We start from the raw sequence: 20,398 nt of genomic DNA on the forward strand, positions 1-20,398 counted from the left end.
ACCAGGACCGGGACCGCTGTACCGACCGTGGCCGGGCCGCCGTACCGGACGAAGGCCCCGCCGTACCGGCACCGTGGCATACTGGCCCCATGCTTCAGCACGCGACCTTCGTCTTTACCTATGGCATCCGGCCCGCCGGTTGCCATGGTCGTGCTGCTTAGCCGAAACGCTTAAGCGACATCCCAGGCGCCCCGGGCCGACAAGGCCCGGGGCGCCTGTCGTTTCTCCGGGTCACACCGTTCCAGGGCATCCGCGTCAGTACGAACGATCAGGAGCCCCCGCCATGAGCACCACCACCCCCGAAGAGACCGCCGCGACGCCGGAGGCGACCATCGCCACCGCGCGGGAGCGCATCGACGCGATCGACGACCGGATCATCGGCCTCATCCAGGAGCGGACGGCCGTCTCCGCCGTGGTCCAGCAGACCCGTATCTCCTCCGGCGGCCGGCGGGTCAGCCTCTCCCGCGAGATGGAGGTCCTCGGCCACTACCGCGAGGCGCTGGGCAAGCCCGGCACCTCGCTCGCCATGACCCTGCTGGAGCTGTGCCGGGGCCGCATCTGAATCGGCATCCATCTGAATCGGCATCCGACTCGGCTGATTATCCGACGTGAGTTCGGCCCCCGTCTCACCCGTACGGCGCGTGACCGCCGCGCGGAAGCCTTCGTTAGCGGGGTGTCCGTGCCAGCCAGGGGCGGGCCCGACAGAACCACGCGTGGCTCGCTGGGGCGATGAGGCGTACGGGTCGTGCCGTACGCCGTGGGACCTCGCTCCAGGGAAGTGACCGGACGGCAGGGGACAGCAGCCCGGTCACCAAGAGAACGGTCGGCTCCGGGGACGCCCGGAGCCGACCGACGGAACACCGGTCCCCGTCCCCACATGGACCAAGGCATGAGAAGAGGGACCTGCATCCCCCTCCGAAGGCAGGTCCCTCTCCACCGTCTTCTTGATCCGGTAGCAGGTTTGATCGGCGACGACGGAGGAGGGTTGTGCCGGGATCCGGGATTTTTGAGTGATCCGGGTCACACCACCCGGGTCGTAGCGCCGCGCGGGGCTACTCGGCCTTCGGCGGCACCGCCGGCATCCCCAGGAACGGCAGCCGCAGCGCGCCGAACGCCTCCGCCGGGACCGCGGGCGACTGCGGCTCCACCGGCTTCAGCCGCTCGTACGACGCCCCCGGCGCCGGCCGCAGATCCGCCTCGCCCTTGTTCGGCCAGAACGACATGGCCCGCTCGGCCTGCGCGGTGATCGTCAGCGAGGGGTTGACGCCCAGGTTCGCCGAGACCGCGGCGCCGTCCACGACCGAGATGCCGGGGTGGCCGTACAGCCGGTGGTACGGATCGATCACCCCGGTCTCCGCCGAGTCGCCGATGGGGCAGCCGCCGAGGAAGTGCGCGGTCAGCGGGGTGCCCATCAGCTCGCCGACGTTGCTGCCCGGGAAGCCGTTGATCTCGGCGGCAAGCGCGGCGGCGGCCTCCGAAGCCGCCCTGATCTGCTTGGGGTTGGGCGCGCCGTGCCCCTGCCGCGCGGTGAGCAGGCCCTTGCCGACGCCGTCCGGCTTCAGATACGTCGTCAGCGAGTTGTCCAGGGACTGCATCACCAGGCCGATGATGCTCCGCTCGGACCAGCGGCGGTTGGACAGGGAGCGCAGCACCAGGGTGGGGTGCCGGGCCGCGTTCGCCAGCCAGGCCAGCGCCCGCGAGGAGCCCTCGGTGTACGGCACCTGGAGGATGGACAGACCGCCCATCGCGTTGGAGCCCTTGCCGTAGCGGACCGGCTCGATGTGGGTGTTCTCGTCCGGGTGGATCGAGGAGGTGATCGCGACGCCCCGGGTGAAGTCGGCCCGCGGGGTACCGTGCGCCTTGCGGTAGCGGTGGTTGTCGGTCTGCGCGCCGACCAGCGCCTCCGAGTTGGTGCGGGTCAGCACACCCAACCGGGGCGAGAGGTACGGCAGTTGGTCGTTCGCCTTCATGCGGTGCAGCAGGGTCTGGGTGCCGTACGTACCGGCGGCGATCACGACCCGGCGCGCGGTGAACAGCCGTCCCGCGCCCTTCTTCCTGCGGTCCGTCGGCAGGGTGGCCACCGCGTAGCCGCCGCGCGAGTCGTCGGTGACGGAGACCACCGTGGTCATCGGATGGACCACCGCGCCCGCCTTCTCGGCGAGATGGAGGTAGTTCTCGTTCAGCGTGTTCTTGGCGCCGTGCCGGCAGCCGGTCATGCACTCGCCGCACTCGGTGCAGGCGTTGCGCTCGGGGCCGGCCCCGCCGAAGTACGGGTCGGGCACCGGCTGTCCGGGGGACGCCTCGGCCGCGCCGTCCGCGTCCTTGCCGTCGCCGAAGAAGACGCCGACCGGTGCGAAGTGGAAGGTGTCGCCGACGCCCATCCGCTCGGCGGCCGCCTTCAGATGGACGTCCGAGGGGGTCATCGTCGGGTTGAGCCGCACGCCGAGCATGCGCTTGGCCTGGTCGTAGTACGGCTTCAACTCCTCCTGCCAGTCGGTGATGTCCTTCCACTGGGGGTCCTCGAAGAACGCCTTCGGCGGTACGTAGAGGGTGTTGGCGTAGTTGAGCGAGCCGCCGCCGACGCCCGCCCCGGCCAGCACCATCACATTGCCCAGCAGATGGATGCGCTGGATGCCGTACATGCCGAGCTTGGGGGCCCAGAGATAGTTCTTCAGGTCCCAGGAGTTCTTCGGCAGGGACTGCCGGGTGAAGCGGCGCCCGGCTTCGAGGACACCGACCCGGTAGCCCTTCTCGGTCAGGCGCAGGGCGGACACGGAGCCGCCGAAGCCGGAGCCGACCACGAGGACGTCGTAGTCGTAGGAGTCCTGGGGCACGGGTCTCTCCTCGTTGTGTTTCGGGTGCGGGCCTGCCGTGGTCTCTCGCGCAGTTCCCCGCGCCCCCGAGCGGCTTACTTGAACCGGAGCGCCTTCAGCACGCGCAGGCTCGTGGTCATGAAGCGGGCGTAGCCCTCTTCCGACATGCCCAGCGAGGGCGCCATCGGCAGCAGCCGCTGCTGGGCGACCGTCTGGGCCTCGGTGTACTTGAGGATGCCCTCGGAGCCGTGGCGGCGGCCGAGGCCGGAGTCCTTCATGCCGCCCATCGGGGACTGGACGCTGCCGTAGGCGGGGGCGTAGCCCTCGTTGACGTTGACCGTGCCGGTGCGCAGCCGGGCGGCGATGTCCCGGCCGCGACTCGAACTGGTCGTCCAGACCGAGGCGTTCAGGCCGTACGGGGTCGCGTTGGCGCGCTCGACGGCGTCGTCCACGTCCGAGAAGCGGTAGACCGAGACGACCGGGCCGAAGGTCTCCTCCTCGCAGACCGCCATGGAGCCCTCGACGCCGTCGAGGATGGTGGGCTCGAAGAAGTAGGGGCCGATGTCGGGCCGGGCCGCGCCGCCCGCGAGCACCCTGGCGCCCTTGTCGACGGCCTCGCGCACATGCCGTTCCACGGTCTTCAGCTGGCGTTCGCCGACCAGGGAGCCCATCTCGGCGCCGTAGGCGAGGGAGTTGCCGAGCCGCATGGCCCTGGTGCGGGCGGCGAAGCGCTCCAGGAAGGCGTCGGCGACCGACTCATGGACGTACAACCGTTCGATGGAGATGCAGAGTTGGCCGGCGGAGGAGAAGCAGGCGCGTACGGCACCGGCGGCGGCCTTCTCGATGTCGGCGTCGTCCAGCACCAGCATGGCGTTCTTGCCGCCGAGTTCGAGGGAGACGCCGATCAGCCGGGCGGCGGCGCCCTGGGCGACCTCGCGGCCGGTGCGGGTGGAGCCGGTGAAGGAGACGTAGTCGGCGTGCTTGACCAACTCGGGCCCCACGACCGGGCCTTCGCCGAGGACGACCTGGAAGACGCCCTCGGGCAGCCCGGCCTCGATCAGCAGGTCGCGGGCCCACAGGGCGGTCAGGCAGGTCTCGGTGTCCGGCTTCATCACGACCGCGTTGCCCGCGACGAAGGCGGGCAGCGCGTCGCCGACGGACAGCTCCAGGGGGTAGTTCCAGGGCGCGATCTGGCCCACCACCCCGCGCGGGTGGCGCAGTTCGGTGACCTTCGTCAGGGTCGGCACGGCGCCGGTGTGCCGCTTCGCGCGCAGATAGGCGGGGGCCTTGCGGCCGTAGTGGCGGGCCGCGATGGCGACGGCCAGCACCTCCTCGTGCGCGTGCAGCCGGGCCTTGCCGGTCTCCAGCTGCACCAGGTCGAGGACCTCGGCCTGGCGTTCGAGGATCAGGTCGTGGAAGCGGAGCAGGACGGCGGCGCGCTGCCGTACCGGGGTGCGCTCCCAGACGGCCTGCGCGGCACGGGCCGCCTCGAAGGCCTTGAGCACGTCCTCGGGGCTGGACTCGGGCAGGTCGGCCAGCTTCTCGCCGGTGAACGGCGTGTGGTTGGCGGTCCGGCCGGAGCCGGTGACGCCCTTGGTCAGCCGGGCCACCAGCTCCGGGGTGACCACGTCGGCGGCGGTGCGGACGCCCTCGGGGGAGGGCGCGAGGGGGTTGGTACCGGCGATGTCCGGCGCCTGCGAGTCCGGGGCCTGCGTGTCCGTCATGAGGCGCAGGGTATGCCGCGGCGAACGCTTTGTGTACCCGTCGGTAACGGGGATTCACGGACTACTCACACCACGCCAGTGATCACTGGCAACGAACGGCCTGATCAGCGGGTTGCCGGTTCGAACACCCGCCCGATCAATCGCCCGCGGGTTTTTTCGCCAGGAAGAGGGTGAGGGTGGCGAAGGGAGTGCGGCGACGGGGTGCGGGTCCGGGCTGCGGCTCGGGGTCCGGCCGCGGCTGCGCCTCCGGCAGCGGCCGCCCGTCCGGTACGACCACGAGGTCAGGGTCGCGCTCGTCCGGTACGACGCCGGGGTCGCGCCCGTCCGGTACGTCGCCGAGCGCGTGCCCGTCCCGTACGCCGGCCGGTTCCGGTACGTCCGGCACGCCCAGGTACGCGCGCAGCTCCGCCGCCACCCGCTCCGCACCCGGCCGGGCCTCGGGCCGCTCCGCGCGCAGCCGCTCCAGGAGGGGCCCGAGCGGACCGGGGTCCGTGTCGCCGAGGGCGGCCCGCAGCAGGGCGCCGAGCGACCACAGATCGGAGGCGGGCCCGGCCCCGGGCCCGGCCGCCCGCTCGGGAGCGACGAAGCGATCGCCCCCACCGAACCCGCCACCACCAACCCCAGCACCGGCACCGGCACCGGCACCACCAGTCCCAGCCCCGGTCCCGCCGCCGAAGCCGCCACCACCGAACCCGGCGCTACCAACCCCCGCGCCCCCTCCCCCACCCGGCCCGTCCCCGATCCCGAAGTCCGTGAGGACGACCCGCCCCGTGCCCGATTCCAGCAGCACGTTGGCCGGTTTGAGGTCGCGGTGGACGATGCCGACCGCGTGCGCGGCGCGCAGCGCGCCGAGGACGGCGAGACCGATGCGCGCGGCCTCGGCGGGCGGCAGCGGCCCGCGGCGCAGCGCCTCGCCCAGGGACTCGCCCTCCACCAGCTCCATCACGATCCAGGGGACGCCCGCCTCGGTGACGACGTCGTACACCGTGACGGCGGACGGATGCCGTACCCGGGTCGCGGCGCGCGCCTCCCGGTACAGCCGGTGGGCGAGCCGCCGGCTCTCCTCGTCCGCGGCCGGATCCCCGGGCAGCGACGGCTCCTTGACGGCGACCCGGCCGCGCCCCTCGCCGCCCTCGTCCGCGGCGCGCCAGACGGTTCCGGTGGGCCCGGTGCCGAGGCGCTCGGTCAGCCGGTAGCGCCCGCCGATCAGACGCGTGCCGTTCGGATGTGCGCCGAGCGGGTGTTCGCCGTCGTCAGCCATGCCCCATCAGTACCGCGCGCACCGCACCCTTGTCGAAGCGGGCGGTTCGGACGGGCCGACCGGCAACGCGCCCGCGTCCGCCGCCCGTTGGAGCGGCCGCCGGGCGTCAGAGCTTCTGCACCTCCAGGTTGGCGATCGCCGCCTTCGCCACCTGCCGTCCCCGCTCGGTGAGGTCGCCCTTGCCCGGGTACTCGACGGACAGCTCGTACATGTCGCCGGAGCGGGTGCGGTAGTAGAAGAACTGGACCTCGCGGGGGCGGGGGTCCTGGCTGTCGTCGGTGGTGTAGACGACCGTGTTGCGCGCGGCCTCCCGGCCCTTGTACGTCGCGGTGTCGTCCGGACGCGTCTTCGCGCCCTTGGGCATGTCGAGGGAGTACTCGCCCTGGGCGCGGAACTCCTCGTCGTCCGCGTACATCTGGGACCGCGCCGAGTTCTTGATCTCCCCGGAGTCGTCCTCCGACTTCCTGGCCAGGTCGAGCGTGATCGAGACGGCGCCGCTCCAGTCGGTGTACGCCACCCAGTTCTTGTCGGTGTCGTCCGATTCCGGCCGGGACACCTGGTACCCGGCGGGCACGGCGAGGCTCGCGCCCAGCCTGCCCTCGGGCCGCATCGCCCATCCGCCGGGCAGCGGGCCCGCGAAGGGATCGGCCAGCACGAGGTACGCCCCCACCGCGAGCGCCACCACCGCCGCGCCCGCCCCCAGCCAGGCGGTACGACCGGGCCGGCGCGCGGGCGGCGGGGCGGCCTGCGCCGACGGGGCCTGAGGCGGGGCTGCCTGCGACGGCGGGGCCGTAGGCCCGGTGGGCTGCGGCTGCTGCTCCGGTGGCTGGACCGCCTCCGTCAGCAGCTCGCGCACCCGCTGCGCGGACGGCCGTCGCGCCGGGTCCTTGTGCAGCAGCCCGTCGATGGCCTCCGCCAGCGGGCCCCCGGCCGCCGTGGGCGGGGCCGGGCTCGCGTTGAGGACGGACTGGAGGGTCGCCGGGGTGTTGCTGCGCCGGAACGGCGAGACGCCCTCCGTCGCGGTGTACAGCAGCACCCCCAGGGACCACAGGTCGCTCGCGGGGCCGGGAAGCTGTCCCAGCACCCGTTCCGGGGCGACGTACTCGGGCGAGCCGACGAACCCGCCGGTGTCCGTGAGCCGGGTGTCGCCCTCGATCCGCGCGATGCCGAAGTCGGTGAGGACGACCCGGCCGTGCCGCCCCAGCAGCACGTTGTCGGGTTTCACGTCCCGGTGCAGGACGCCCGCCGCGTGCGCCGCCTCCAGCGCGCCGAGCACCTCCAGGCCGATCCGGGCGGCCTCGCGCGCGTCCAGGGTGCCCTCGTCGAGCACATCGCCCAGTGTCCGGCCGTGCACCAGCTCCATCACCAGCCAGGGGCGGCCGTCGACCACCGCGACGTCGTACACGTTCACCACGGCCGGATGGTCGAGGCGGGCCGCGGCGCGGGCCTCGCGGCGCATCCGCTCGAAGGCGTTGGCGCGTTCCCGTTCGGGAAGGTGGTCCGGTATCCGGGGCTCCTTGACGGCGACCTCGCGGTCCACCGTCTCGTCCCGGGCCCGCCACACCGTGCCCATGCCGCCCCGGCCCAGCCTGGCCGTCAGCCGGTAACGGCCCGCGATCAGGGACCCGTCGCCGGTGGCCGGTCCGTGGACCGTCGGCGGATCCTGTCGTGTGTGCGGCCTCGGCGGCTGAAGGACGAAGCTCGTCGTGTCGTCGGCCGCCCGGCCCGTTCCCCCGTCACTGCTCATGCACCATCCATATCGCGCCACCGCGCACCCGATCCACCCGGAAGCGTCACTGGTCACGAACCCGTGACGCGGCGCACCGACCGGATCGCACCGACCGGATCGCACCGACGGGATCGCACCGACCGGATACGGTCAGGGCGCCGGCGCCGAGAACGTGTCCAGCGCGACGTCGAAGTACTCCCGTGCCTCGCGCACCTTCCCGACCGGCGCCGACACCCATACGTCGTACAGCCGCCCGGACTCCTCCCAGCACAGGTCGTACGTGTGCCGCGCCCCCTCCGACGCGCTGTAGCCGTTCCAGGTGAACTCCCAGAGCGCGGCGGGGTGTCCGGCGTGCGTGGTGCGGGTGACCCGGCCGTCGTGGTAACCGGGGTTGGACACCGACCCGTCGGCCGCCTGCCCCTTCATCACCGCCTGCGGGCCCCCGGGTTGGGGAGCGGAGATCTTGACGCCGAGCCGGTACGTGCCCTCCGGCGAGAGGTAGAACACCCGCTCCCCCTGCGGGCTGCGGGTGAAGTCGTCGGGCACGGCGAGCGAGAACCCGGCCGGGTCGCGGGCGGTGCGGTAGCCGGAGGGCGCGGTGCCGGGGCCCGGGGGCGAGGAGCCCGGCCGGGACGGGCTCGGGGTCGTGGCCGAGGGCGAGGGCGAGGGGCCGGGGCTCGTTCCGCTCGTGCCTCCGGGCGCCGGTGTCGTCGCCGTACCCCCCGGATTTCCGCCGCCCCCGCTGTCGCCCCGGTTGATCAGCAGGGTCGCGGCCGAGCCGCCCGCCGCCGCGAGCGCCGCGATCAGCAGGGCCGCCACCAGCACCGAGCGGGTCGAGGAGCGCGCGGGCGGCGCCTCCGCCGTGACCGCGGGCGCGCCGGAGAGCGGTTCGGCCGCGCCCGGCTGGGTGGGCGGCTGCGGCACGGTCCGCGGCGGGCGTCCCGCCCCGAGCCGGTGCCCGCGCGGGGCGCCCGGCGCGTCCGGTGTCTCGGGGGTGTGCCCGGTCGCCAGATAGCCGCGCAGCATCCGCTCGGCCTGTGCCGCGCCGAGCCGCCGGTCCGGGTCGCGCTCCAGCAGCCCCCGTACGACGGGTTCCAGCGGCTCGGCCTCGACGGGCGGGCGGATCTCGGCCGCGACCACGGCGTGCAGGATGCCGCCGAGCGAGTCGCGCCGGAACGGCGACTCGCCGCTGAGCACCGTGCACAGCAGCGCGCCCAGCGACCACAGGTCGGACTCCGGGCCGGTGCGCACCCCGGACATCCGCTCGGGCGCGGTGTACTCGGGCGAGCCGACGAAGGAACCGGTCTCGGTGAGCGTGGTGGCGCCCGCGACCTGCGCGATGCCGAAGTCGGTGAGCACGACCCGCTCGGTGCCGGACTCGATCAGCACGTTCGCGGGCTTGATGTCCCGGTGCAGCACCCCGGCCTCGTGCGCGGTGTCCAGCGCGCTGAGCAGGGCGATGCCGATCCGCGCGGCCTCGGCCGGGGTCACCGGGCCGTGCCGGGCGATCCGGTCGGCCAGCGAGCAGCCGTCGATCAGCTCCATGACCAGGTACGGCCGTTCGTCCTGCTCCACCACGTCGTGCACGACGATGATGTGCGGGTGCCGCAGCTGCGCGACCGCGCGCGCCTCCCGGAACGTACGGTCGCGGCGGCGGCGCGCGTCGTCCTCCGGGAGCGAGTCGTCCGCGAGGATCTCCTTGACCGCGACGAGCCGGCCCAGCAGCTCGTCGCTCGCCCGCCATACGACGCCCATGCCGCCGCGCCCGATACGCGCCTGGAGGCGGTAACGGCCGGCGATCACCCGGAAGTCGGCGCCCTCGGTCCCCATGCGCCCATCATGCCGCAACGGACCCATCCGCTCCGGGGCTCCGATCGGCCAAGCCGCACGGTTCAGTGACTCGTTTTCAGCCGTTTCAGTCGCAAAGAGCGCCCGTTCGGCTCAGCGCCGGTCATCTCGTCTGACCCGGCTGCTGCCAGCTCTGGAGCACCCACTTGAACTGCTTGCCGGTCTTCGGCCAGTCGGCGGCGGGCCCGGACATGTAGAGGGCGTACTCGGTGCCCTCGCGCGAGAAGTACGTCTCCTCGACGGCGTGCCGCGGTCCCGCCACGTACGGCGGGTCCTTCTTCAGCGCGTTCCAGGTGTACTCCCACAGCGAGCCGTCGCGGTCCCGGTAGACGTTCTGCTTGAGGGCCACCCGCTGATAGCCGACCAGCCGCTGGAGCTGCTGCTCCAGGTCCTTCTGGTGTTCGTAGGCGTCGGCGAAGTCCGGCGAGGTGTCGATGGATATCCGTACGAAGTGCTTGCCGTCGTCGGGGGTGTAGTCGATCTGCTTCAGGGGGCCGTTGATGCCGTAGACCTGGCGCTTCCAGCCCTTGGGCAGGGAGATGCTGAAGCCCAGCGGGTCGTGATGGGTCTCCCAGCTGTCCGGGACGGTGCCGGTGTCCGGGTCCTGGTCGCCGCCGGGGCTCGCCGAGGAGGCCGGGCCCGGGTTGGTGCCGTCGTGCGCCGCGGTGTCGTGCCGCGCGTTGTTCCACTCCTGGAAGCCCACCGCGGCACCGCCGCCGAGCACGGCCGCCGCGGCGACGACCAGCGCCAGCGTGCGCAGCCTGCGCCGGGGCCGGGCCGGCCGCCCGCCGCCGTGCCCGCCCGGCACCGGACCCACGGCGGTGGGCCCGACGGCCGACGGACCACCCGGACGGGTACCGGTCGCGGCCGGTCCCGCCGCGGACACGCCGGTCATGGACCGGCCCGTCGCGCCCGGGGTGCCGTAGCCGCCGGTCTCCCCCGGCCCGTGCAGGCCCGAGGTCTGGGTCGGCACATACGCCTGCGCGGCGTTCGGGCGGCGGCCCTCCGCGGCCTCGGCGAGCATCTGCTCGGCCTCCTCCGCGCCCGGCCGCCGCTCCGGCTCCTTGCGCAGCAGCGCGGAGATGACCGGGCCGAGCGGCCCGGCGTTCACCGGCTGTTCGGCCTCCTCCTCGACGACCGCCTGCATGGTGCTCAGCGGCGAGGTGCGGCGGAACGGCGAACGCCCCTCCACCGCCGTGTACAGCGTCGCGCCGAGCGCCCACAGGTCGGAGGCGGGGCCGGGGTCATGGCCGCGCACCCGCTCGGGCGCGAGGTAGTCGACCGAGCCGACGACCTCTCCGGTGCGGGTGATGGTGGAGTCGCCCTCGATCTGGGCGATGCCGAAGTCGGTGAGCAGCACCCGTCCGTCGCGGCCGAGGAGCACGTTGCCGGGCTTCACATCGCGGTGCAGCACCCCGGCGGCGTGCGCGGCGCGCAGCGCCCGCAGCACCCACAGCCCGATCCGCGCGGCCTCCCGCGGCTCGATGCGCCCCTGCTCCTTGACCGCGTCGGCCAGCGAGTTGCCCTCGACCAGCTCCATCACGATCCAGGGCCGGCCGTCGTGGTCGAGGACGTCGTGCACGGTGACGACCGCGGAGTGGTTGATGCGCGCCGCGGCCCGCGCCTCGGCCCGGGTACGGGCCAGCAGGACGGCCTGGTCGCTGTCGGAGACATAGAGCGCGGCGGTCAACTCCTTGACCGCGACCGCCCGGTGCAGCACCTCATCGTGGGCACGCCACACCCGGCCCATGCCGCCGCTGCCGATGGATTCGGCAAGCCGGTAGCGGCCCGCTATGAGCAGGCCCTGCATCTGATTCACGTTGCCCCGCAATGCTCTTGTCAGGGGTCAGACTAAGGACCGGCCCGTTCGCAGGGAACAAGCGGGGTCCCAAGGAAACCGCACTGTGACGATGGTCATTTCCGCGTGAGAACGGGAACCGGCGCGCCGGGCCGGGCCCGTTGAATACGCCGTGCTCAACCGGTGTAGCGGTACGTCGCGGTAGCTTCCTCGTACAGCCTGGTCACCTCGTCCCGGTCGGCGTCCGGGCCGCGGACCTGGAGGATGTGGTACCGCCCGTTCAGCAGGATCGCCATGTTGCGTACGTAAAGATCGCGGCCCTGCCCGTCGGTCCAGGTGAACTGCCCCTCGGCCATGGTCCGTCCGCCGACCTCGATGGTGCGCAGCCCGGTGGCGGTGGCCCAGCTGGAGTCCCGGTACGGCTGGAGCTCGCGCTCCTTGTCCCGCTGATAGGCCATCGGATCACTGCCGTACGTCGCCGAGCCGTCCCGTCCGGGTACGACCATCAGCTCGAAGTCGCCGTGCGCGTAGACGACTTCGCCGCTGCCGTTCTTCGGGGTGCGCGTCCAGCCCTTGGCGACGGCGATGTCGAAGCCCTCGGGGTCCTTGCGCAGCGCGAAACCGGCGGGCACGGAGGAGGTGCCGCCCGCCTGGGTGTCAGAGGCGGAGGGGCTGTGCTGGGAGCGGGCGGGAGCGGGGCTCGACTCCCCGGCCGAGGGGGTCGTGCCGGTCCCGCTCCGTCCCTGCGACGCGTGCTGTTTCGGCATGAACAGCACCGCGTACGCGACCGCACCGGCCAGCAGCAGGAGGATCAGCACGAGCAGCGTCCGGCCGAGCCGGCTCGGTGAACTCCCCTCCTCCCGGTCCCGCTTGTGCCGGGCGTGCGCGTCGGGCAGCCCGGCGCGGCGCCGCCGCACCAGTTCGCCCCGGCGCCGGACGATCGGCAGCCGCCGGGGATCGGGCGGCACCGGCACCACCCGGGTACCGGCCTCCGGCTCGGGCGCGGACCGCACCAGCGAGCGCAGCCAGCCGCCCAGTTCCTCGAAGTCGGGCCGTTCGGTGGGGTCCTGACGCAGCAGGGACTCCACCACCGGCCGCAGCGGACCGCACTCCTCGGCGTACGCGGGCGGCTCCGCGCACACCAACTGCACCAGTTCGGCGGTGGATTCCTCGGGATAGGGCGCGTGTCCCTGCACCGCGCGGAACAACAGCGCGCCCAGCGCCCACAGATCGGTGGCGGGCCCGACCGGCGCCGCCAGCTGCCAGTTCTCGTGCACGGGCCCGGCCTGCTCCGGCGCCCACCGCTCGGTCACCGGCCCCACCACGGCCATCCGCGCCTGCCGCGCCCGCTCGGCCGCGAGCGCCCCGGCGGGCCCCCGCGCCCCGGAAGCGGCCGCCGCCTCGTCCCAACGGGCCTGCCCCTGCGGCGGTACGGCGGCCACCGGGGCCGGGGTGTCGTGCCGCGCGGGTTCGAGCCCCCGCGGACCGGTCCCCGGCGCGCCGCGCATCCCGTAGGGGTCGGCGGTACGACCGGCCGGGGGGACGTCGGGGCGGGGGGCGGGTACGGCGGGGTACGGCGGGTCGGAGGGACGGTGGGGTGCCGGGGCCGCGGGGTACGGCGAGTCCGACGGCGGCCGGTGCGGCGCCGGGCCGTACGGTGCCCGCCCCTTCGGGTACGACGGCTGCGCCGCGCCGGTGCCGGTGCCGGTGCCTTCGGCGGACGGGGCGGCGGAGGCCGCATCCGCGGGGTGGGGCGCCGGGCCCTGGGGGTACGGGGTGCTCCGGGGGTGTCCCGAATCCTGGGGAAGCGGCACTCCTGACCGCTGGGGGCGCGGCGAGTCCTCGGCGTGCGGCGATCCTTCAGGACGCGTCGGCTCCTGGGCGTACGGCGACGCCTGGGGGTAGGCGGACCCTTGGGGATACGGCGACCCTTGGGGGTAGGGCGACCCTTGGGGGTAGGGCGACCCTTGGGGGTACGTCGCCGAGCGCGTCGTACCCTCGTTCCCGCCCTCGACCGGGCCCCCGCGCTCGGCGGCCCGGTCGGCGCCCGTGTCGCCCTCGCCGGGGCGCCGGGCGCCGGGCAGCGCGGCCCGTTCGCCCTGCTGGGCCTCCTGCACCCGGGCCGCGGCGCGGGCGCCCGCCCGGTACGCGGCGATGGCCCCGGCCCGCGCGGCACGGATGTCGGCGCCGCTCTCCAGCGCCCGCTGTCCCGCCGTACCGGACGCCTGGGACCCCCCGGGCACCTCGGGCCTGCCGGACCCGCCGTTCGCGCCCGGCACCCCCGGTACGCCCGGCGCGCCGGCCGCCCGTGCCCGGATGGCGGCGCGCCGCGCGGCCTCGGGGTCCACGGCGTCGGGCACAACGATGTCAACGGGCCGTCCGGCACCCGGCAGGGCCTCGGCGGCGCCCCCCGTACCGCCGTCCTCCTCCGCCCCCGGCACCGGGTCGTACCCGCACAGCGCCTCCTCCGCGGCACCGGCGGCGAGGCCGGTCAGCAGGACGCGGCCGTCGTCGCAGACGAGGACCGTGCGGGCGGTGACATTGCGGTGCACCCAGCCATGGGCGTGCAGGACCCGCAGGGCCATCAGGACGTCGGAGGCGACCTCGGCGGCGCGATAGGGCGTGAGGGGGCGCTCGGCGAGGAGCGCGGACAGCGGGCGGGCGGCGACCCACTCGCTGACGATCCACAGTGAGCCGCCCTCGGCGAAGACGTCGAAGACCTGGTCCAGCCGCGGATGGTCGGGGATGCGGGCCGCCGCCTGGGCGGCCTCCACGGCGCGCCGCACCGCGGGCTCGGCCGGCCGGCGTGTCGCGGCCCGCGCGGCAGGCACGGAACGCGCCCCGCGCCCGCGCGCGGTGAACCCCTCGGGCAGCCCGTCCGCGTCGAGCACCTCGGCCTCGACGACCTCGGGCAGCGGCACCTGGCGGACCAGCACCTCCTGGCCGCTGTAGGTGTCGAAGGCGCGGGTGACGGTCGGTTCGTACGCGTCGGACGGCGGCAGCGGCAGACGGTAGCGGTCGGCCAGCACCCGGCCCGCGTAGTCGTCCATTCCGCCTTCCCCTCCCCCGGCCGCCCGGTTTGGTCACATCCGTTCGTCTCGTGGCCCGTTTCGCACCCGCATCCGGCTCCGTACGGTCCTCAACCATTCACGATACGTGCCGGAGGCAACCCGCACCGCGCGGTTGCCCGATTCCGGTGCCATGAACCGCCTTCCGGGCCCTAGGACTTGGGCTTGAAGGACGCCGTCAGCGTCTTCCAGGTGTCCGTGCGCAGGTCGCCGTCCCAGTCACCGGCCTTCGCGGTGTACATCAGCGCGTACCCGAGGTGGTCGTTCACCACGAAGCCGCGGTCGACGGTGCGGTACTCGGTGCCGCCGTCGACGTAGGTGAACTCCCAGTCGGCCGTGTTCCAGCTCCGGTAGTCCGCCTTCTCGATCCGGATCCGGTGGTACTGGGAGCGCACCATGTAGTGCTCCTGGCTCTTCCAGTCCGCCACCGGGTCGTCCTTGGGCGTGCCGGTCCAGGCCACGAGCAGCTTCTGCCCGTCGGGGCCGGTGTAGCGGTCACCGGCCGATCCGTGCGACTGGTACGACCATCCCTTGGGCAGCCCGATCGAGTAGCCCTGGCCGCCCTTGCGGGTGGAGACGGCGGGCGCGCTCCCGGCGTCAGCGGACGCGCTCGCGCTGACGTCCTTGCCGGTCCCGGTGCCGGTGCCGGTCCCCGTGGCGGTGGGCGCCGAACTCCCGCCGTCGGTACGGGTACCGGTGGCCGGGTCCTTGCTCCGCCCCGCCCCGGCGGACGCGCTCGCGCCGGCCGTGCTCCGGTCGGCGCCCTTGTCGTCCTTGTCGTCGCCGCCGCTGAGGGCGACGGCCAGCACGGTGCCGATCACCGCGAGGGCGACCACCACGGCCACGACCACGAGCGTGCGCCGGGGCACCACATCGGTGAGCGAGGCCTTCGGCGCGGGCCTGGACGGCAGGTCCAGATCCGGCGGCGGCATCACGGGCCAGCCCGAACGGGGCTTCGCCGAGCCGGTGTCGCCCGGCTTGTTCCCGGCCGGGTTCGCGGCGGGGCTCCCGGTGGAGTTCGACGCGGGGGCCGCGCCCGCGCCCCGGCCTGGGGCGCCGCCGGAAGCCGGCACGGAACCGCCGCTCTTCGGCCGCGCCCCGTCCGCCGCGGCACCGGCACCGGCCGCGGCCCCCGCCGCCGCCTTGCGCACCGAACGCAGCGCGCCGCGCAGCTTCTCCGCGGCCTCCTCGCTGCGCTTGCCCCCGCCCTCGCCCGGCTGCGCGGGCAGCGGTACGACCCGGGTGGCGTCCAGCGGTTCCGGCTCGCGCGTGTGGATGACCTTGTCGAGCAGGGCCCGCGCCCCGGCGTCGTCGAGCCGCTCGTCCGGGTCCTTGGTGAGCAGGCCGTAGATGACGTCCCGCAGCGGGCCCGCGTTCTTGGGCTCGTCCAGCTGCTCGGTCATCACCGCGGTGAGGGTGGCGATCGCCGAGCCCTTGTCGTACGGCGGCACCCCCTCGACCGCCGCGTACAGCAGCCCGCCGAGCGACCACAGGTCGGCCGCGGGGCCCGGCTTGTGGCCGCGGGCGCGCTCCGGGGAGATGTAGGAGGGGGCACCGACGAGCATGCCGGTCGAGGTGATGGACGGGTCGCCCTCGACCTGCGCGATACCGAAGTCGGTGAGGACGACGCGGCCGTCGTCGGCGATGAGCACGTTGGACGGCTTCACGTCCCGGTGCAGGATGCCCTCGCGGTGGGCGGAGCGCAGCACGTCGAGGACGGCGAGGCCCACCTCGGCGGCGCGCCTGGGCTCCAGCACGCCGTCCTCGCGGATGACCTCGGCGAGGGACTTGCCCTCCACCAGCTCCATGACGATCCAGGGCCGGTCGTCCTCGTCGACCACGTCGAAGACCGTCACCGCGCTGTTGTTGCGGATCCGGGCGATCGCCTTGGCCTCACGCAGGGTGCGCGTGATCAGGCGCCGCTTCTCCTCCTCGTCGATGTTCGTCGGGAACCGCAGCTCCTTGACGGCGACGGTGCGGCCGAGGGTCTCGTCCTCGGCGCGCCAGACCGTGCCCATGCCGCCGCGGCCCAGCACGTCTCCCAGCCGGTACCGCCCGGCGAGGAGACGCCGTCCGCTCTTGCCCTGCCGAGTCTCCTGACGAGATGTCCCCGCCCGCTCCGCCTCCGACATGCGTCCCCTCATGCAACCCGCCCTGACAGAGCCTCCATTGTCTCTCACCCGACAAGTGCTCCACGCCCTGGGGCCCCTCCCCCGGCCACCGCGGAGTTCCCCGAAGGCGGCCTTGCGCATGACGGCATGACGGCCCGTGAGACCCCGGCGACCCGCGGTGCCGACCCTTCGGTCACACCCGGTCAAACCCCCTGCGCCGGGCCCCTTCCGGCGCCCTTTCAGCTGAGCGGCACGATGTCCGGCGCGCCCAGCCGCGCCGCGTCCGCCGTCTGGTCGTCGGGCTGGAGTTGGGACTCGCGTTCGGCCTCGACCCGCTTCTCGTAGTGTTCGACCTCGCGTTCGATCTGGTCCTTGTCCCAGCCGAGGACCGGGGCCATCAGCTCGGCGGCCTCGCGGGCGCTGCGGGTGCCGCGGTCGAAGGTCTCGATGGAGATGCGGGTGCGCCGGGTGAGGACGTCGTCCAGGTGGCGGGCGCCCTCGTGCGAGGCGGCGTAGACGACCTCGGCGCGCAGATAGTCGTCGGCGGCGCGCAGCGGTTCGCCGAGCGCGGGGTCCGCCTCGACGAGGTCGAAGATCTCCTCGGCCATCGAGCCGTACCGGTTCAGCAGGTGTTCCACCCGGACCGTGTGCAGTCCGGTGCGGGCGGCTATGCGGGCCCGCGCGTTCCACAGCGCCTGGTAACCCTCCGCGCCGAGCAGCGGGGTCTCCTCGGTGACGCAGTCGGCCACCCGCCGGTCCAGGCCGTGCACCGCCTCGTCGACGGCGTCCTTCGCCATCACCCGGTAGGTGGTGTACTTGCCGCCCGCCACGACCACCAGACCCGGCGCCGGATGGGCCACCGTGTGCTCGCGGGAGAGCTTGCTGGTGGCGTCGGACTCGCCGGCCAGCAGCGGCCGCAGCCCCGCGTACACCCCCTGCACATCGTCCCGGCGCAGCGGCACGGCCAGCACCGAGTTGACGTGTTCCAGCAGGTAGTCGATGTCGGCGCTGGAGGCGGCCGGATGGGCCTTGTCGAGGTCCCAGCCGGTGTCGGTGGTGCCGACGATCCAGTGCCGGCCCCAGGGGATGACGAAGAGGACGGACTTCTCGGTGCGCAGGATCAGCCCGCTGGTGGAGTGGATGCGGTCCTTGGGCACGACCAGGTGGATGCCCTTGGAGGCGCGGACGTGGAACTGGCCGCGCTCGCCCACCATGGCCTGGGTGTCGTCGGTCCACACCCCGGTGGCGTTGACGACCTGCTGGGCGCGCACCTCGTACTCCCCGCCGCCCTCGACGTCCTGCACCCGGGCGCCGACGACCCGCTCGCCCTCGCGTATGAACCCGGTGACGCGCGCCCGGTTGGCGACCCGCGCGCCGTACGACGCCGCCGTGCGCACCAGGGTGGCCACGAGCCGGGCGTCGTCCACCTGGGCGTCGTAGTACTGAAGGGCGCCGACCAGGGCGTCCTTGCGCAGGCAGGGCGCCACGCGCAGGGCCTGACCGCGGCTCAGATGGCGGTGCACGGGCAGGCCCCGGCCATGGCCGCGGGCCATGGACATCGCGTCGTAGAGCGCGACGCCCGAACCCGCGTACAGCCGCTCCCAGCCGCGGTGCTGCAACGGGTAGAGGAACGGCACCGGTTTGACCAGGTGCGGGGCGAGCCGCTCCAGGAGCAGGCCGCGCTCCTTCAGCGCCTCGCGGACCAGTGCGAAGTCGAGCATCTCCAGATAGCGCAGTCCGCCGTGGATGAGCTTGCTGGAGCGGCTGGAGGTGCCGGACGCCCAGTCACGGGCCTCGACCAGGCCGGTGGACAGTCCGCGGGTGACGGCGTCCAGCGCGGTGCCCGCGCCGACCACTCCGCCGCCGATCACCAGTACGTCCAGCTCGTGCTCGGCCATCGCCGCCAGTGCCTCGGCGCGCTGCACCGGTCCCAGGGTCGCTGTCCTCACCGCTGCCTCCCGCTGTCGCTGACTCGCTCGCGCCGGCCGCACCCGGAGGGCGAGGCCGGTTCATCACCACCTCATGCCCAAATTCTGACCGGCATGCCCGACTTCAGCCACCACGCGCCCGCGACCTGTGGACAACCGGCGCACATCCCCCGGGAGACACACGAACAGAATCCCACATAACGGTCATATTTACTCCTAGTGTGACAGTGCGCTCGTTCATCCTGTCCACAGCGGTTGCGCATCGGTTCCACTTCGGTTACTGGGAAGGACGGCCCACGCCATGCCCGCAGACCTCGCCGTCATCGGACTCGGCCCCTACGGTTTGCCGCTCGCCCAGGCCGCGGTGGCCGCCGGCATCCCCACCCTCGGCTATGCCACCGGACCCGAGGCGGGGCCGCTGAGCCCCGCCGAGCTGCGCCGGATGCACGCGACCGGGTTCCGGCGCGCCACCGACCCGGCCCAGCTCGGCCGGGTGCGCACCGCGGTGATCTGCGCGCCCACCCCGCTCGGCGCCGACGGCGGCCTGGACCTCGGCCAGGTCGAGGCCGCCGCCCGCACCCTGGCCGGACGGCTGCGCCCGAACACCACGGTCATCCTGGAGTCGCCGGTACCGCCGGGCACGACCGAGGAATTCCTGCGCCCCCTCCTGGAGGAGGGCTCCGGGCTGCGCGCGGGCCGCGACTTCCATCTCGCCTACTCGCCCAGCCGGGTCGACCCCGGCAACCGCGCGCACACCCCGGCCGGCACCCCCAAGGTCATCGGCGGCCTCACCCCCGCCTGCACCGAGTCGGCCGCCGCCTTCTACGGCCGGCTCACCGACAAGGTGGTCCGCGCGCGCGGGCTGCGCGAGGCGGAGGCGGTGCAGCTCCTGGAGACCAACTTCCGGCACGTCAACATCGCGCTGGTCAACGAGATGGCCGTGCTCTGCCACGAACTCGGCGTCGACCTGTGGGACGTCATCCGCTGCGCCGAGACCAAGCCGTTCGGCTTCCAGGCATTCCGGCCGGGCCCCGGCGTCGGCGGCCACGCCGCCCCGCAGGACCTCACCGGACACGCGAGCCGCGCCCTGCGCATGGTGGAGCTGGCCCAGCAGGTCAACAGCCGGATGCCCGGATACGTCGTACAGCGCGCCGCGACCCTGCTCAACGAGCACGGCAAGTCCGCCCGGTGTGCGCGCGTGCTGCTGCTCGGCGTGACCTACAAGGCGGACCTCCCCGACCAGCAGGGCGCCCCGGCCCGGGAGATCGCCGCACGCCTGATGGAGCTCGGCGCGTCCGTGAGCTACCACGACCCCTACGTGCCCGCCTGGAGCGTCCTGGACCGCCCGGTCCCGCGCGTCGACTCCCTCTACGAGGCCGCCGCGGCCGCCGACCTGACGATCCTGCTCCAGCAGCACCGCACGTACGACCTCCAGGGCCTGTCGGTGAAGGCCCAACTCCTCCTGGACACGAGGGGAGCAACCCCGACGGGCGCGGCGAACCGGCTCTGAGGAGCCCCCACGGGCCACGCCAGAAGGCTACTTCGCGGAATGCTGGTAGCGGTAGCCAATCGCCTTGTTGGCCGTTCCCTGACCCACGTAACCGCCGGTGATCTTGCTGTACACCTTGAAGGTGTACTGCTGGTAGAGCGGGTATGCCTTCAGAGTCCCGAACTTGCCCTTCGGCACATTCCAGCTGCCCGACATGCTCTTCGTGCGTGACTTCGTGACGTCGAAGCCCACAGCACCCGACACTGCGTCTGCGGTCACGGTGATCGTAGCGCTCTTTGTGTTGCTCACAGTCTCCATAGCCGTCAGCGTGAGCGTCATGGGGCCTCTACCCTGCACTTCCGCAATAGCGCTCTTGCCCTGTACCTCGCCGACGTACTTAACGCTCTTGACGCCACAGAAGGCAGGGTTGAATTTGAGCTTCATGCTCGCGCACGGCGTCTTCGAAGCGGCGTGCGCCTGCCCCGTCAGCCCCAGCGTGCCCACGAGCACGGCCAAGGCAACGGAGGAATAGCGTCCGGCTCGGACAGCGGTCGATCGCATCGGTACCTTCTCATCACTGAGTAGAAGCGGCACGTACATGTCACCCCTAGTGAGGTACACCCGCAGAC

12 protein-coding genes are annotated in these 20,398 nt (G+C 73.4%); 2 read left to right on the forward strand and 10 right to left on the reverse strand.

Going from position 1 to position 20,398, the window contains the following annotated elements:
- Positions 1-283: 283 nt before the first annotated feature.
- Complete coding sequence (locus AB0N90_RS20195) at positions 284-562, forward strand: chorismate mutase (RefSeq protein WP_365198399.1); 279 nt, start codon at positions 284-286, stop codon at positions 560-562.
- Positions 563-1,052: 490 nt separating this feature from the next.
- Here AB0N90_RS20195 and AB0N90_RS20200 read toward each other — a convergent pair whose 3' ends face one another.
- The 9 genes from AB0N90_RS20200 to AB0N90_RS20240 form a co-directional block, all read right to left on the reverse strand.
- Positions 1,053-2,834, reverse strand: coding sequence for a GMC family oxidoreductase (locus AB0N90_RS20200; RefSeq protein WP_365198402.1), 1,782 nt, complete (start codon positions 2,832-2,834; stop codon positions 1,053-1,055).
- A gap of 74 nt (positions 2,835-2,908) precedes the next feature.
- On the reverse strand, positions 2,909-4,537 hold the full coding sequence (locus tag AB0N90_RS20205) for a succinic semialdehyde dehydrogenase (protein ID WP_365198405.1): 1,629 nt from the start codon (positions 4,535-4,537) through the stop codon (positions 2,909-2,911).
- Between the two features lie 136 nt (positions 4,538-4,673).
- Positions 4,674-5,798 carry a protein kinase gene (locus AB0N90_RS20210; RefSeq protein WP_365198408.1) on the reverse strand — a complete coding sequence of 375 codons (1,125 nt, stop codon included), beginning with the start codon at positions 5,796-5,798 and terminating at the stop codon, positions 4,674-4,676.
- 106 nt (positions 5,799-5,904) lie between these two features.
- Complete coding sequence (locus tag AB0N90_RS20215; protein ID WP_365198410.1) at positions 5,905-7,545, reverse strand: serine/threonine-protein kinase; 1,641 nt, start codon at positions 7,543-7,545, stop codon at positions 5,905-5,907.
- Positions 7,546-7,677: 132 nt separating this feature from the next.
- The gene (locus tag AB0N90_RS20220) at positions 7,678-9,357 is read right to left on the reverse strand and encodes a serine/threonine-protein kinase (protein ID WP_365198412.1); all 1,680 of its coding nucleotides are present in this window, start codon (positions 9,355-9,357) and stop codon (positions 7,678-7,680) included.
- A gap of 121 nt (positions 9,358-9,478) precedes the next feature.
- The gene (locus AB0N90_RS20225) at positions 9,479-11,185 is read right to left on the reverse strand and encodes a serine/threonine-protein kinase (protein ID WP_361676526.1); all 1,707 of its coding nucleotides are present in this window, start codon (positions 11,183-11,185) and stop codon (positions 9,479-9,481) included.
- Positions 11,186-11,349: 164 nt separating this feature from the next.
- Positions 11,350-14,223 carry a protein kinase gene (locus AB0N90_RS20230; protein WP_365198415.1) on the reverse strand — a complete coding sequence of 958 codons (2,874 nt, stop codon included), beginning with the start codon at positions 14,221-14,223 and terminating at the stop codon, positions 11,350-11,352.
- Positions 14,224-14,393: 170 nt separating this feature from the next.
- Positions 14,394-16,373: a serine/threonine-protein kinase gene (locus AB0N90_RS20235; RefSeq protein WP_365198418.1), complete on the reverse strand. Its 1,980-nt coding sequence runs from the start codon at positions 16,371-16,373 to the stop codon at positions 14,394-14,396.
- A 218-nt stretch (positions 16,374-16,591) separates the two neighbouring features.
- Positions 16,592-18,301, reverse strand: a complete 1,710-nt coding sequence (locus AB0N90_RS20240) for a glycerol-3-phosphate dehydrogenase/oxidase (protein ID WP_361676535.1) — start codon at positions 18,299-18,301, stop codon at positions 16,592-16,594.
- Positions 18,302-18,581: 280 nt separating this feature from the next.
- On the opposite strand from AB0N90_RS20240, the gene AB0N90_RS20245 reads away from it, so the two are divergent.
- Positions 18,582-19,790 carry a nucleotide sugar dehydrogenase gene (locus AB0N90_RS20245; protein WP_365198421.1) on the forward strand — a complete coding sequence of 403 codons (1,209 nt, stop codon included), beginning with the start codon at positions 18,582-18,584 and terminating at the stop codon, positions 19,788-19,790.
- 27 nt (positions 19,791-19,817) lie between these two features.
- Here AB0N90_RS20245 and AB0N90_RS20250 read toward each other — a convergent pair whose 3' ends face one another.
- Positions 19,818-20,330 carry a hypothetical protein gene (locus tag AB0N90_RS20250; RefSeq protein ID WP_365198424.1) on the reverse strand — a complete coding sequence of 171 codons (513 nt, stop codon included), beginning with the start codon at positions 20,328-20,330 and terminating at the stop codon, positions 19,818-19,820.
- Between the last annotated feature and the right edge of the window lie 68 nt (positions 20,331-20,398).

Origin of the sequence: Streptomyces sp. NPDC093018, assembly GCF_040684035.1 — a bacterium.
GTDB lineage: Bacteria > Actinomycetota > Actinomycetes > Streptomycetales > Streptomycetaceae > Streptomyces > Streptomyces murinus.